This is a genomic window from Arcobacter denitrificans (SeqCode), from assembly GCF_048571185.1.
GTDB classification, from domain to species: domain Bacteria; phylum Campylobacterota; class Campylobacteria; order Campylobacterales; family Arcobacteraceae; genus Arcobacter; species Arcobacter denitrificans.
Genome location: NZ_CP182350.1, coordinates 1,058,902 through 1,073,717, shown reverse-complemented (window position 1 = coordinate 1,073,717; position 14,816 = coordinate 1,058,902). Strand labels below are relative to the sequence as shown.

The following is a 14,816-nucleotide window of genomic DNA, read 5'->3' as shown; positions in this document are numbered from 1 at the left end:
AGGAAACGTATATCGTAGCAGTAAAACTGCTACTTTAACGACTATTTACTATTGTAAAAGTCTCAATACATTTTGTTGGATAGAGTTAGCTTGACTCATAGCATACGATCCAGCTTGAGAGATAATATTTTGTTTGTTGAAGTTTGAAGACTCTTCAGCATAATCAACATCTCTAATAATAGACTCGGCAGCTTTTACATTTGTCTCTTGAGTCATTAAGTTTCTAACCCCAGATTCAATTTGATTTTGAGTTGAACCTAAGTCTGCTCTGTATGTATTAAGCTGAGAAATTGCAGCATCAACAACACCTTGGAATTTGTCGGCTTGTTCACGTGTCAATTGGTTTGCAGCTAAAGATTTTAATCCAGAAAGCGTTGCTCCCCCTGTAATTGAACCACCACTTGCAGCTGTAGTAACAGTAATTTCTTGGCCATTTGAACTATTTAAGTTAGTAATATTTAAATTCTGTGCATTTCCACTAATTGTTAAACTTCCAGATGAAGAAGTTTGTGTAACTTGCATAGAACCAATACTAAATGTACTCAATAATGCTGGGCTTGCTCCACTTGTTGTAGTTGATGAGTTATTAACTGTATCAATTGTATTTCCACCAAGATTAATTGTAGTACCAGATGTTACTGTAAATGTAACTTCACCAGCAATACCATTAATTGAACTTGCTTGAACTTTTGTAATTGAACCACCAGAAGATATTGAGAATGTACCAATAAAGTTACCATTGATATCATTTACTTCTACAGACGTTCCACCAGAAGCCGCAGCTAGTTTTTCTAAAACTAATTGTGTAACAGAATCTGTATTACTAATAGTTCCTGCACCACCTGCAATTGTAATAGCACCTGAAATTCCAGATAAGTTAACATCAAGTGAAGTACCTGAAGAGAAACCATCAATAGTAATATCGTTTGTACCATCACCAGTTACAACCATAGATGTACCTTGTGAAATAATATTATTTCTAGTACTTGAACCAGAAGTTTGATCTATTGTTTCACTTCCTCCACCAAGACCTAATGAGTTTGATTGAATAGAAGCTGATTCAATAATATCATCTTTATTTCCACCAATTTGGAATGATAATTGATCAGAACCTTTAGTTTCGTCATATCCACCTTGTAATAAAGTTGTACCATTATAGTTAGTTTGTTGAGCGATATTATCTAATTGTTCAAGTAATTTATTGATATCTTTTCTAATTGCTTCTCTACCTGCATCAGAAGTAGTATCAGTATTTGCTTGAATTAATTTAGCTTTAACAACATCAAGAATATTTGATTGTTCTGACATTGATTTATCAGCAATTTGGATTAAAGAAACAGCAGAGTTACCATTATCTATACCTTGACCAATAGAACTAGCTTGTGTTCTAAGTTTATCAGCAATTGCTAAACCAGATGCATCATCAGATGCTTTGTTAATTTTTAACCCAGTAGAAAGTTTTTCTAATGAACTTGCAATGTTATTTTGTGTGTTTGTTGCTGCTTCTCTTGCATTTAATGAAGCAACGTTAGTATTAATTCTCATAATAAATCCTTTTTAATTATGACACATTGTGATAAATCACGACGGAAACATTCTCAGGTTAGTGAGCATAGAGTAAAACTCTTTGGAATCAATTAATCCCTACTTTGTAAATATAATTATTACATACCAATTCTTAAAACTAGTTTAAAAATATATAAGACAATAAAAAAAGAGAGCTTTTAAACTCTCTTTTGAATCTTTATATAAATTTAGTTCCTATTAAAGCAGTCTAAGAACCTTTTCGAGGAAATGTATATCGTAGCAGCTAAACTGCTACTTTAACGACTATTTACTATTGTAAAAGTCTCAATACGTTTTGTTGAACAGAATTAGCCTGTGTCATTGCGTATGAACCAGCTTGTGAAATGATATTATTTTTATTGAAGTTTGCAGATTCTTCAGCATAGTCAACATCTCTAATAACAGATTCTGCAGCTCGTACATTAGTCTCTTGGGTCATTAAGTTTCTTACTGCTGACTCAATTTGATTTTGAGTAGAACCTAAGTCAGATCTATAAATATTCATTTGACTCAGTGCTGCATCTACAATACCTTGATACTTATCTGCTTGCATCTTTGTTAATTGTCCTGTTTCTAAAGCTTTTAATCCAGATAGTGTTCCTCCACCATAGATTGTACCTGTTGCTCCATCACCATTTATTCCTGTAGTTATTTTAAGCTCTTCTCCAACTGCACTATTGTTATTTTCAATCATTAAGTTTTGTGCGGTTGCTCCAAAGGTAATACTTCCTGATGCAGAACTTTGCTCGATAGTCATTGCTCCCACGCTATAAGTATCAATAGTACTATTGATTGCTAATGAGTTTATTGAGTTACCACCTAAGTCTATTACTGCTCCTGTTGCAATTGAAAATGAAGGATCAGCTTGAATTCCATTTACAATTGCTCCTGGATTAATTGTAATTGCTGATGCAATACCTGCTGCTCCGCCAGAAGTACTTATTGAAAAGTCACCTAAAACATTATTATTGATATCACTAACTTTAACAGTTGCTGTTAATGTACCAGATGCTGCAGTAAATGCCTGCGCTTGCGCAACTGTTAAATTACTTGTTGTACCATTTAATGTTGCTGTGAAACTTATATTTCCACCTGATACAGCTGTTGCAGTATCGATGTTTCCTAGTGTTTCTAAAATAAGTTGAGTATTTGCATCTGCATTACTAATTGTTCCTGCTGAGCCATTAAATGTAAGTTCACCTGTAATTCCAGAAACATTTGCATTTATTGCTGTACCTGTAGCATATCCATCAAGAGTTACTGCATTTGTTCCATCTGCACTAAATATAGTTGATAAACCTTGAGAGATTATATTATTTCTATTACTTGAGCCAGAAACTTGATCTATAGCTTCTGTTCCACCACCAAGTCCTACACTATTAGATTGGATATATGAACTTTGCATAATATCATCTTTATTTCCACCAATTTGAAAACTTAGTTCTCTAGAACTTTGCATACTGTCATAACTATCTTGTAATAAAGTAATACCGTTATAGCTTGTTTGTTGTGCGATATTATCTAACTGCTCCAATAGTTTTACTATATCTTTTCTAATAGCTTCTCTACCATCATCAGAAGTAGTATCAGTATTAGCTTGAATAAGTTTAGCTTTAACAATATCAAGTATGTTTGATTGTTCAGCCATTGATTTATCTGCAATTTGTATTAGTGCAACTGCAGAGTTACCATTGTCAATACCTTGACCAATAGAAGTAGCTTGAGTTCTAAGTTTATCAGCAATTGCTAACCCAGATGCATCGTCACTAGCTTTATTTACTTTCAATCCAGTAGAAAGTTTTTCTAGTGAACTAGCAATCTTACTATTAGTTTTTGTTGCTGCTTCTTGTGCATTTAGCGAAGCTATGTTTGTGTTTATTTTCATTTTTCCAACCTTGTAACAGCTTATATGCTAAATTCTAACAAGATTTTTTAAGAATTACTCCTGTTTCAACATGCTTAGAATAGGAAAATTGGTCAAATAAAGCTAAATTTAAGATTTGGTGCGTTTTAGTTAATTCTTTTAAATCTCTGTGCAATGTCTCAGGATTACAGGAAATATATATGATTTGTTCAAAATTTTTAGCTAGTTCTGTAGTAGTTTCGTCAAGTCCTGACCTTGGAGGGTCAACAAATATAGTTGAAAAGTTATAATCTTTTAGATTAACATCTTTAAGTCTTCTAAATTCCCTAACACCATTTAAGGCTTCAACAAACTCTTCTGAACTCATTCTTATAAACGTAATGTTGTTAGTATTATTAAGCTCACAGTTTTTAAGTGCAGAATTAATTGAAGTTTTTGAAATCTCTGTTGCTAATACTTTATTAAATTTAGTTGATAAAGCAATGGTAAAGTTTCCTCCCCCACAATATAGCTCACACAAATCGTCTTTTGTCTCTATATTATTTAAAACCCACTCAATCATCTTAATATTTACTTTTGTATTTGGTTGAGTAAAACCTCCTTCTTTGTAATGAAACTTGAAATTATCATTATTGATTTTTAGTTCTTCTTTTATATATTCTTCATCTAAAACAATTTTTTGCTTACGACTTCTTCCTATTATTCTTATATTTAGCTCTTCTTGTATCTGTTTAGCTTTTATTTCCCATTCACTATCTAGCTTTTTATGATAAATTAAAGTTACTAACATGTCATTAGTAGTAGAGCCTAAAAACTCTACAGAATATATCTTATAATGTAGTGTTTCATCTTTTGAAATCTTTTCTAAAAGTTTTGGCATTAGATTACTTATTTGTTTTGAAACTATTGAGCAGTTATCAACTTCTACAATATCTTTATCAAAACTAGTCATCCCATAGGAAAGTGTTGGATTATCTTCGTCATCATAATTTTTCCAAAATCTAAATTCAGCTCTATTTCTAAAATGTGCCTCTTCGCTTTTGATTATCTCAAATTCCATTGATGTAATATCAGAGAATCTCTCTTTTTCTCTATTTATTTTATAGTTTAATTGCCCTTCATAATCGAAATCATACAAAGTACAACTACCGCATTTTCCAAAATAATCACAAGTCATCAAAATCCCTTAAAATCTTTATTATAATATTAATATTTTATGATAAAATCCATTTAATACTTATAAAATCAAAAAGAATAATATGAAAACAAATTGGCAAGAACAACTAAAAGAGCTTTTAAATTGTGATATAAAATCCTTGTACCCTTTAGCTAGAAGTATGAAAAGAGAGCTACACTTTTATGTAGGACCTACAAATTCAGGTAAAACTTACCGTGCAATGCAAGAGCTTAAAAAAGCAGATTGTGGTTTGTATTTAGCACCTTTAAGACTATTGGCACTAGAAGGTTATGAAGACTTAACAAAAGAAAAAATACCCGCTTCACTAATCACAGGGGAAGAACAAAATCTAAATGAAGATGCAGCGCATGTTTGTTCAACCATTGAGATGATTGATTTTAATATGGATGTTGATGTTGCAGTTATTGATGAAGTTCAAATGTTAGATGATGATGACAGAGGTTGGGCTTGGGTAAATGCAATTATTGGCTGTCCTGCAAAAAAGATAATTATGACAGGAAGTGTAAATGCCCTTGATGCCATTAAAAAATTAGCAGCATATTTAGAAGAAGATTTAATAATAGAAAAATTCAAAAGAAAAAATGAATTACAACTTTTAGATAAACATATAGCTTTAGGAGACTTAGAGAGTGGAACAGCCTTGATTGCTTTTTCAAGAAGTGATGTTTTAAAGTTTAAGCAAAAACTTCAAAAGAAACATAAGGTATCAGTTATTTATGGAAATCTCTCACCAGAAGTAAGACGTGATGAAGCAAGAAGGTTTAGAGAAAAAGAGACGGATATCCTAATAGCTACAGATGCGATTGCTATGGGATTAAACCTTCCTATTAAAACGATTCTTTTTACAACGCATATAAAGTTTGATGGAGTATCAAGACGTGGAATTAGTGTTAATGAGATAGTTCAAATAGCAGGAAGAGCAGGGCGATATGGTCATCATGAAAAAGGTTTTATTGGAGCTACTACTAAAGATAGTTTAAAATATATTAAAGAAGAGTATTCCCAACCTATAAAAACTATAAAACCTCCCTTTAGAGTAAAAATCAATAATGAACAACTCTCTAATTTAGCAATGCATTTAAAAACAACATCTTTAACAAAAGTATTAAAGTTCTTCTCTACTAATATGGAATTTCAGGGACCTTTTGTTGCTGCAAATATAGGTTCGATGATTAGTGCATCTACAATAGTTGATCAAAAATTTAATTTAAAGCTGGAAGATAAATATATGCTTTCTCAAGCACCAATTTCTATAAAATCAAAAATTATTTTGCAAGCTTATGATATTTATATATCAGCTGTATTGAAAAACAAAGTTATAAGATATAGACCATCAATAACTCTGCCTAAAGTAGCTAAAACACAAAAAGATTTACTACTAGTAGAAGATGAGATAAAAAAGATCTCTTTGTATTTATGGTTATCTTATAAACTTCCAGAACAGTTTCCAGATACTATAAAAGCAACTATTGCTAGAACTTCTTTTAATCAATTTATTGAAAACTCATTAAAAAAAGATATAAAATTAGAACAAGAGTCAAGTAGAAGAAAATTTCCACCAAAAGATACACGGGAGTTTAGAAGACGGAGAAGATTTTAATTTTCTTTAGATATAATCAGGCATTATTAAAAGTATTAGAGGGAAGTATTGATGTTTAATCTATTTAAATCGGATGATAGTACAACTTTACAAAAAGAGTTGATGAAAGACTATGTAAACGAAGATAAAATACAAAAACTTATTGATAGTGGATTAGATATTAATGAAACTGATGAAAAAGGTAAAACGATTCTCTTTGAACTTGTTCATAAAAGACGAATAGAGGGTGTTAAAATTTTACTTAAAAATGGTGCAAATATAGACCATGAAGATAAGCTAGGTAAAACCCCACTTTCTATTGCTGCTTCAAGTGCAGATGGTATGATGATAAGATTTTTGCTTGAAAAAAAAGCCTCACTAAATTATGTAAACTCCTCAGGACGAACACTTATACAAGATATAGCTTTAGAAGGAAACTTAAAAGTTTTTCAACTTTTACTTGCCCAAGGAGCTGAATTAAATTTTAAAGATAGCTATGGAAGAACAGTCCTTTTTGATGCAGTTGAAGGTGGAAACATCAGAATTGTAAAAGAGGTATTAAATAACATAGATGATGTAAATATTGCTGACAATGAAGGTGAAACTGTTTTATTTAGTGCAGCATTAAAAGATGATCAAATGATTATGAAGTATTTTGTTGAGTATGGACTAGATATAAACCACTTAGATAATAAGAAAAGAAATGTTCTATTTAAAGTTATACTAAAAGGAGCTACTCACCTTGACACTGTAGATGCTTTATTACAAAGAGATATTAATGTAAACCAAAAAGATATAGAAAATAAAACAGTTTTAGATGAGATAATAAAGATATTTAATATTTTGCGTGAAAATAACTTAGATAAATATCGACAGACAGATTACAGATATGTAAAAAAAGAAAATAACTACCAAAAACTATTAACAATACTAATAGAAAATGGCTTAGATATTGACAGAAAAGATGAACATGGCAAAAGCATTCTTTTTTATGCCATTGATAATAAAGATTTTGAGGCAATAGAGTTTTTATTAAGTGCTGGGGCAGATATAAATGCTCAAGATAAAGATGGAAAAACTGTTCTTTTTCAAGAGTGTTTAAAGGGGTATCAAAATTATGAAATGCTTGATTACCTTTTTGAAAAAGGCATAGATATTGACCATAAAGATTTTGATGAAAAGACTGTTATTGATGATTTAGCTGAAATGATATTGATTCAAGATAATGGTAAAAGAGCAAGTTCAAGAAGGTTTTTAGATATTGTTGAAAATGGAGAATATTTTAAACTTTTAAAAAGGTTGATTATTAAAAGACCTAAACTAAATCAATCAAGAAGTGATGGTAAAACCATAATTTTTGATACCATACATTACAATAATATAGAACTTACAAAAGTTTTTTTAAATAATGGTGCTGATATAAATAAGATTGACAATGATGGAAATACTCCACTATCTTGCATGATAGATGAGGGCTTAAAGGCAAAAACAAAAAAAGAGAGACAAGAGTTCTTAGAAAGAGTTGTTTTTATGCTTAAATTCAGAGTTGATGTAAATATAACTGATAAAGATGGAAGAACGATTTTTCATAAAGCTGTTATAGCAGATGATTATGAACTTGTAGAAAAACTTTTATCTAAAAAAACAGATTTAAATATTAAAGATAAACAAGGAAGAACTGTTTTACATCATACACAGTGGAAAGGTAACTTTAAAATTGCAAGACTCCTAATCTCTGCTGGTGCAGACATTAATGAGCCTGATTATGCAGGATTTACGATTTTAAATTATGCTGCAATCTTGGGGCATGCAAAACTTGTTATGGTACTTATAGCTTCTGGGGTACTTATGTATAATAGGGCTAGAAAAAGCAAAGCAGTGGCAGCTTTCTTTAAAGAAAAAGAGGGCAATTTAACAAAACTGGTTGAAAATAACATAACAGATGAAAAAATGAAAAATGCACTTCAACAAGTTGCTGATAACTTGCGAAAAGAAGTAGCGGAAGCGTTAAAATAAGGGTAAAAATGTTTAATAAATCTATTATTATTCTAGCAGCAGGGGCTGGTACTAGAATGAAATCACAGACACCAAAGGTATTACACAAAATTTCTGGTAAGCCTATGTTGTATTATTCAATTAAAGAGGCTTTAGAATTAAGTGATGATATTACTGTTGTTTTATATCATAAAGCAGATTTAGTAAAACAAACTATGCAAGAGTATTTTGAAGATAGAGTTAATTTTGTAATACAAGACCATGTAAATTTCCCAGGAACTGGTGGTGCTGTCATGGGTATAAAACCAAAGTATGATAAAACATTAGTTTTAAATGCGGATATGCCACTAATCCAAGCAAGTGAACTTAAAAAGTTTGATATTGATGCAACTATTGTTATGTCTGTACTTGAATTAAAAAATGCAGATGGTTATGGAAGAGTAGTTATAAAAGATGGTGATGTTAAAAAAATAGTTGAGCAAAAAGATGCAAGAGAAGATGAGTTAAAAATCACAAGTGCAAATGCAGGTATTTATCAGTTTTGTACAGAGTTTTTACTAAACTCATTACCACTTTTATCAAATGATAATGCTCAAGAAGAGTACTATATTACAGACTTAATTGAAATAGCTATAAATAATCAAAAAACCTTAAAACCTTTAGTTGTAAATGAAGAAAACTTCAAAGGAGTTAACTCTAAATATGAACTAGCTTGTGCTGAGGTAATTCATCAAAATAGAATAAAAGAGGCTTTCATGAAAGCTGGAGTTATCATGAGATTACCTGAGACTATTTATATAGAAGCTGATGTTGAAATATTTGGTGAAAGTATTATTGAAAATGGAGTTACTATTTTAGGAAAAAGTAAAATAGAAAATTCCCACATAAAAACAAATACAGTAATAGAAGATGCAGTACTAATAAATAGTGATGCAGGACCAATGGCAAGAATAAGACCGGGATCTGTTATAAAAGATACTCATATAGGAAATTTTGTAGAGACTAAAAAAGCAATCTTAACAGGTGTAAAAGCAGGACATTTATCTTATCTTGGAGATTGTGAGATTGAAGAGGGTACAAATATTGGTTGTGGAACAATTACTTGTAATTATGATGGTATTAAAAAATATCAAACAAAAATAGGCAAAAATGTATTTATAGGAAGTGATACTCAACTTGTAGCTCCTGTAATAATTGAAGATGATGTTTTAATAGGAGCTGGAAGTACAGTTACTAAAAATATAAAAAAAGGTGATTTGGTCTTAACAAGAGCAGCCACAAAAGTTATAAAAGGATATTTTTATAAATTCTTTGGGAAAAAAGATGCTTAAAGATAAAAATATTTTAGTAGGAGTTACAGGCTCAATTGCTATATATAAAACCTTAGAACTTATAAGATTATATATAAAAGCTAGGGCAAATGTAAAAGTTATTATGAGCTCTTCTGCTAAGAAATTTATCACACCTTTGACTTTTGAAACTATCTCTCAATCGCAAGTTTTAGATGATACAAATGAGTCTTGGGATAAAGACTCAAACTATAATCACATAGCAATTGGAAAGTGGGCTGACCTTTTTGTTTTAGCACCTGCTAGTGCAAATACTATTAATAAGCTAAGTCATGGAATTGCAGATAATATTTTAACTCAAACTGCACTTGCATACCCTAGGGTAAAACTTCTATGTCCTGCTGCAAATACAAATATGATACAAAATCCAATTACAAAAGCAAGTATGAAGATGCTAAAACTTTGTAATTATAAAATCATAGAGTCTGTATCAAAAGAACTTGCTTGTAGAGATATAGGAAATGGAGCTTTAAGTGAAGTTGATGACATCTATTATGCTACTTTAAAAGAGTTATTAAAAGATAAGTACTGGGAAAATAGAAAAGTCGTACTTAGTGGTGGGGGAAGTGTAGAAAGAATAGATGATGTTAGATATATCTCAAACTTTTCTTCAGGGAAAATGGCTTCATCATTAGCTTTAGCTCTTTATTTAAAAGGTGCAGATGTTTGTTTGATAAGCTCTAGAGGACATGAAAACTTACCAAAAGAGATACATATAATAGACGTAAAAAGCTCTAAAGATATGTTTGAATATCTACAAGAGTCAATCAATATTGCTAAAAAGGGAATAGTTAGTTCAACTACTTTGATGGATGATTCAAACCCAACTTTGATACAAAAAAAACCCTATCTTTTTATGGTTGCTGCTGTTAGTGATTATGTACCAGCCTATCCACAAGAGGGTAAACTAAAAAAAGCTACGATTGGAAAAAAATGGAGTTTAGAGTTAAAACAAAATGTTGATATCTTATCAAGCTTAGATAGACGTGATATTTACACTATTGGCTTTAAAGCAGAGATGGATAAAAAACTTGCATATGAAAATGCAAAAAATATGAGAAGTGAAAAAAACATTGATGGTGTTTGTCTAAATATAATTGATGAGAATAACTCTTTTGGTTCTAGTTCAAATAAGATTGATTTGATAACAAATGATAAAACAATAAGTTTTGAGGGGGATAAATTAGATGTCTCTTTAAATCTTTTAAATACTTTATCTTTGGAGTTTTATGAATAATATGCCAGAACATGTTGCTATTATCATGGATGGTAATGGTAGATGGGCAAAAGAGCAGGGATTAAATAGAACTGCTGGTCATGAAGAGGGGGCTAAAACTGTAAGAGAGATTACAACCCATGCAAATAATTTGGGAATCAAATATTTGACTCTTTATGCATTTTCTACAGAAAACTGGTCACGTCCAAAACTTGAAGTAGAATTCTTGATGAAATTATTGGAAAGATATTTAAAAAATGAGCTATCAATATATTTAGAAAATAGTGTGAAGTTTAAAGCAATAGGGGATTTGTCAAAGTTTTCAAAATCTTTACAAAAAGTTATAAATGATACCCAAGAAAAAACAAAAAATGGACAAGGTCTCACTCAAGTATTAGCTTTAAATTATGGTTCAAGAGATGAAATAACAAGGGCAGTAAAAAAGCTAGTTGATAAAAAACTTGAAGTTAATCAAGATAATATTGAATCTTGTTTGGATACAGCAGGTATATCAGATGTGGATATGCTTATACGAACAAGTGGAGAGATAAGACTCTCAAACTATCTTTTATGGCAATGTGCATATGCTGAGATGTTTTTTACAAAGACTTATTGGCCTGAATTTTCTAAAAATGAATTTGATGATTTATTGAGTGACTATACAAATAGAGAGAGAAGATTTGGAGCTGTATAGTATTTTTGTATTTATTTTTGGTGCAATTATTGGCTCATTTTTAAATGTAGTTATTTATAGAGTACCAAAGGGGGAATCAATTGTTGCTCCTAGAAGTCATTGTACTAATTGCCAAAAAACAATAATTTGGTATCACAATATCCCTATTATCTCATATATTCTTCTTGGTGGGAAATGTAAATATTGTAATGAAAAATATTCTATAAACTATTTCTTTGTAGAAGTGTTATCTGCACTTATTGCATTATCTTTATTTTTTAAAATAGGCTTTTCTTTAGAATATTTCTTGATTTTAGCTCTATTTTACACTTTACTTGTATTGTCTTTTATTGATTTAAAATATAAAGCAGTTCCTGATTGGATTTTATTACTTGTACTTATTTTTGGTTTTTCTTATATTTATAATGATTTTTTAGATTCTATAAAATATGGTTTTATTTTTGCAGGAGCTTTTGTAATACTTGATTTTATTATTACTTTTTATATTCAAAATATAAAATCAAAGATATTAAAAGATGAGACTCTAAAAACTCAAAAAGCACTAGGTGAGGGCGATTTGCCAGTTATTGCAGCTATTGGAGCAGTTTTAGGATTAAGTTCTGGACTAATTGCTATATTTTTAGCAGCACTTTTTGCTATAATTCCATCACTATATAACAATATCAAAAACAATGAGAAACAAACAGCTTTTATACCTTATTTATCTTTAGGTTTTTTCATTGAGTATATATTTCAAATTTCAAAGGTTATTTTGTGAAGCTAAAACAGTATTTACTATCTCAATTTTCTCATACATTTTTTCCTATTTTTTTAGTACTTTATTTTATTACATCAATTATATTTTTAGTAAGAATTGCTTCTATGACATCAGTGATTACAATTGATTTATTTGAATTAATTACCTTATATGTATATAATCTTCCAAGTATTATATTTTATACTATGCCTATTTCTTTTTTTGTTTCCTTAGTAATTACCTTATCAAAGTTGTCTAGTGAGTATGAATTGATAGTAATAACTTCCTTTGGCTTAAACCCAACAAATATTTTAAAGATATTTTTACCAATTACTTTTATAATGTCTCTTTCTCTTTTGATTATCTCTATTGGATTGATTCCAAAGACAAAATATCTTGCACAGGAGATGATTAATCAAAAAACAAAAGAGGCTAATTTTAATATTAAAGCATCTGAATTTGGACAGAAGTTTGGTGATTGGCTGATATATATTAGTAAAAAAGATGATAAGTTGTATGAAGAAGTAAAACTGTTTAAGACACAAAAAAAAGAGATAGACCAATTTATAATTGCACAAAATGCAAGATTAAATAATGACTCTGGAAATTTAAGTTTTGTTTTAAAAGATGGTAAAACGTTCTTTTTTGAAAAAGATAAAATAAATCAAATTGACTATAAAGTAATGCATATAAATGATACTTTAAGTGATTCTTCTATTACTCCTTTTACAGATGCTTTTGATTATTGGAATATAAGAAGTCATAGTAAAAGTGATATCGCAAAACTTTCCTTTTATGTCTTAACTTCTATTTTTCCTTTTATCTCTATTTATTTAGTAGTTGCATTTGGATATTTTAATCCAAGGTATGAGAAGAATAGGTCAGTTGCCTATGCAATTATTAGTGTTGTTGGCTTTTACTTAATTTCTGATCCATTAACAAAAGCAATAGGTTTTGCTTCAATTCTTGTAGTTGCAGTTTTTTGGACAATCTTGTCGTACTATATATATAAGTCAAATGTTCAAAAAGTATATTAATGAATGTAAAAATCACCATCTCTTATGATGGCTTTTCCTATCAAGGTTCTCAAAGACAACCCAATAAAAAAAGTGTAGAAAACAAACTAATAGAAGTTTTCACTCTTTTAAATATAGAACCCAAAATAACTTTAAGTGGAAGAACAGATAAACAAGTTCATGCTACAGGACAAGTTTTTAATATCAATATACCTCTTTTCTGGTCAGATTCAGAAAAACTAAAAAAAGTTTTAAATCATAAGTTACCAACTTCTATACGAGTAAAAAACATCAAGAAAGTAAGTGATGAGTTTCACTCAAGGTTTCATGCAAAAAAAAGAGTTTATAGATATGTAATAAGTACAAAAGAGATAACACCATTTTTAGCAAACTATGTTACCTTTGTAAAAAGTATAAATGAAGAGAAAATTAAAGAAGCAATATCCTTATTTAAAGGAATACATGATTTTGAGTATTTTCATAAGCTTGGTAGCGATAAAGAGAATCTTATTAGAGAAATTTATGATGCTAGGTTTTATAAATATAAAGACTTTTATATTTTTAAGTTTGAGGCAAATTCATATTTAAGATCGCAAATTAGGCTTATGGTAGGTTTTTTACTTAAAATTTCTGATGATAAATTATCAAAAGATGATTTAAAAAAACAACTTGAAAAGAAGAAAATAACAAATAAAATACCAGCTCCAGCCAATGGATTATATTTAGCAAAAGTTAAATATTTTTTTAATAAATATTAAATAATTCTATGTAGTTTTTATGTTTAATAAATAAAAGTAAAAAAATGCTATAATAATAAATTATAAGAATTAAATATAGGAGCTCTAATATGAGTACATATACAACTAGAGTCTTACTAGTAGAAGACGAAGAAGTTGCTAGAAAAACACTATCTTTTTATTTAAATACAATTTTTGATGAAGTGGTTGTAGCAAGTGATGGACAAGAAGGAATTGACTTTTACAAAGAAAGTTATAATGATAATAGATGTTTTGATTTAGTTTTAACAGATATTAAGATGCCAAACAAAGATGGTATTGAAATGATTGATGAAATTTTGGAATTGGTTCCAGAACAAAAGTTTATTATAGTTTCTGCACATAAAAATGAAGAAGATTTATTAAAACTTATTAACTTAAAAGTTTTAGGATACTTTGTAAAACCATTAAATGTTGACAATATGATGGATATGCTTCAAAAAGCAAACGAAGAGTTACTAAGTGCAAAAAAAGATAGTACAGAAGATGATTCGCCTCTAGCACTAAATAATACATATACATATAATAGAAGCAGAAGTCTGTTATATAAAGATGGTCTAAGTGTAAAACTATCTAAAAAAGAGTCTCAGATTTTAGAAGTCTTAATTAAAAACTTGGGAGAAGTTGTTTCTGTTGAGAAATTTAAAGAAGATGTTTGGGGAGACTTATCAACAAATGATTCTGCCTTTAGAACGGTAATGAAAAGATTAAAAGATAAAATCATTGATGATGATTTTATCATCTCTCAAAAAGGTTATGGATATATTATAGAATTACCTTATATGTAATCTATATTTATAAAACTTTTAAAAAGGTGAGAATATTTT

Annotated in this window: 12 protein-coding genes; 9 read left to right on the top strand and 3 right to left on the bottom strand. The window is 29.5% G+C overall.

What is annotated here, in order from left to right:
- Positions 1-48: 48 nt before the first annotated feature.
- From ACNI28_RS05365 to trmA, 3 genes are all read right to left on the bottom strand, one after another.
- Positions 49-1,545, bottom strand: coding sequence for a flagellin N-terminal helical domain-containing protein (locus tag ACNI28_RS05365; RefSeq protein WP_419766193.1), 1,497 nt, complete (start codon positions 1,543-1,545; stop codon positions 49-51).
- 292 nt (positions 1,546-1,837) lie between these two features.
- The gene (locus ACNI28_RS05360) at positions 1,838-3,451 is read right to left on the bottom strand and encodes a flagellin N-terminal helical domain-containing protein (RefSeq protein WP_419766192.1); all 1,614 of its coding nucleotides are present in this window, start codon (positions 3,449-3,451) and stop codon (positions 1,838-1,840) included.
- Between the two features lie 34 nt (positions 3,452-3,485).
- Entirely contained in the window at positions 3,486-4,607 is a 1,122-nt protein-coding gene (gene trmA / locus ACNI28_RS05355) for a tRNA (uridine(54)-C5)-methyltransferase TrmA (RefSeq protein WP_419766191.1), read from the bottom strand.
- An 82-nt stretch (positions 4,608-4,689) separates the two neighbouring features.
- Here trmA and ACNI28_RS05350 point away from each other — a divergent pair, with 82 nt between their 5' ends.
- The 9 genes from ACNI28_RS05350 (at position 4,690) to ACNI28_RS05310 (ending at position 14,777) form a co-directional block, all read left to right on the top strand.
- Positions 4,690-6,228, top strand: a complete 1,539-nt coding sequence (locus ACNI28_RS05350) for a helicase-related protein (RefSeq protein ID WP_419766190.1) — start codon at positions 4,690-4,692, stop codon at positions 6,226-6,228.
- A 51-nt stretch (positions 6,229-6,279) separates the two neighbouring features.
- Positions 6,280-8,223, top strand: coding sequence for an ankyrin repeat domain-containing protein (locus ACNI28_RS05345; protein WP_419766189.1), 1,944 nt, complete (start codon positions 6,280-6,282; stop codon positions 8,221-8,223).
- Between the two features lie 8 nt (positions 8,224-8,231).
- Positions 8,232-9,533 (top strand): bifunctional UDP-N-acetylglucosamine diphosphorylase/glucosamine-1-phosphate N-acetyltransferase GlmU, encoded by a 1,302-nt coding sequence (gene glmU / locus ACNI28_RS05340; RefSeq protein ID WP_419766188.1) that lies wholly within the window; start codon positions 8,232-8,234, stop codon positions 9,531-9,533.
- Positions 9,526-10,788 (top strand): bifunctional phosphopantothenoylcysteine decarboxylase/phosphopantothenate--cysteine ligase CoaBC, encoded by a 1,263-nt coding sequence (coaBC, locus tag ACNI28_RS05335; protein WP_419766187.1) that lies wholly within the window; start codon positions 9,526-9,528, stop codon positions 10,786-10,788. The genes glmU and coaBC overlap by 8 nt, the downstream gene beginning before the upstream one ends.
- Complete coding sequence (locus ACNI28_RS05330) at positions 10,781-11,461, top strand: di-trans,poly-cis-decaprenylcistransferase (RefSeq protein ID WP_419766186.1); 681 nt, start codon at positions 10,781-10,783, stop codon at positions 11,459-11,461. Before coaBC ends, ACNI28_RS05330 begins: the two co-directional genes overlap by 8 nt.
- Entirely contained in the window at positions 11,421-12,218 is a 798-nt protein-coding gene (locus tag ACNI28_RS05325; RefSeq protein WP_419766185.1) for a prepilin peptidase, read from the top strand. The genes ACNI28_RS05330 and ACNI28_RS05325 overlap by 41 nt, the downstream gene beginning before the upstream one ends.
- Positions 12,215-13,234, top strand: a complete 1,020-nt coding sequence (locus ACNI28_RS05320) for an LptF/LptG family permease (protein ID WP_419766184.1) — start codon at positions 12,215-12,217, stop codon at positions 13,232-13,234. Before ACNI28_RS05325 ends, ACNI28_RS05320 begins: the two co-directional genes overlap by 4 nt.
- Positions 13,234-13,971 (top strand): tRNA pseudouridine(38-40) synthase TruA, encoded by a 738-nt coding sequence (truA, locus tag ACNI28_RS05315; RefSeq protein ID WP_419766183.1) that lies wholly within the window; start codon positions 13,234-13,236, stop codon positions 13,969-13,971. Before ACNI28_RS05320 ends, truA begins: the two co-directional genes overlap by 1 nt.
- A gap of 89 nt (positions 13,972-14,060) precedes the next feature.
- Entirely contained in the window at positions 14,061-14,777 is a 717-nt protein-coding gene (locus ACNI28_RS05310; RefSeq protein ID WP_419766182.1) for a response regulator transcription factor, read from the top strand.
- The last annotated feature ends 39 nt before the right edge of the window (positions 14,778-14,816 follow it).

Excerpts from the sequence above, each read along its gene's own strand:
- truA (WP_419766183.1), top strand. The coding sequence starts at position 13,234 with ATGAATGTAAAAATCACCATCTCTTATGATGGCTTTTCCTATCAAGGT.
- glmU (WP_419766188.1), top strand. The coding sequence starts at position 8,232 with ATGTTTAATAAATCTATTATTATTCTAGCAGCAGGGGCTGGTACTAGA.
- trmA (WP_419766191.1), bottom strand. The coding sequence starts at position 4,607 with ATGACTTGTGATTATTTTGGAAAATGCGGTAGTTGTACTTTGTATGAT.
- ACNI28_RS05365 (WP_419766193.1), bottom strand. The coding sequence starts at position 1,545 with ATGAGAATTAATACTAACGTTGCTTCATTAAATGCAAGAGAAGCAGCA.
- ACNI28_RS05345 (WP_419766189.1), top strand. The coding sequence starts at position 6,280 with ATGTTTAATCTATTTAAATCGGATGATAGTACAACTTTACAAAAAGAG.
- ACNI28_RS05360 (WP_419766192.1), bottom strand. The coding sequence starts at position 3,451 with ATGAAAATAAACACAAACATAGCTTCGCTAAATGCACAAGAAGCAGCA.
- coaBC (WP_419766187.1), top strand. The coding sequence starts at position 9,526 with ATGCTTAAAGATAAAAATATTTTAGTAGGAGTTACAGGCTCAATTGCT.
- ACNI28_RS05350 (WP_419766190.1), top strand. The coding sequence starts at position 4,690 with ATGAAAACAAATTGGCAAGAACAACTAAAAGAGCTTTTAAATTGTGAT.
- ACNI28_RS05310 (WP_419766182.1), top strand. The coding sequence starts at position 14,061 with ATGAGTACATATACAACTAGAGTCTTACTAGTAGAAGACGAAGAAGTT.
- ACNI28_RS05330 (WP_419766186.1), top strand. The coding sequence starts at position 10,781 with ATGAATAATATGCCAGAACATGTTGCTATTATCATGGATGGTAATGGT.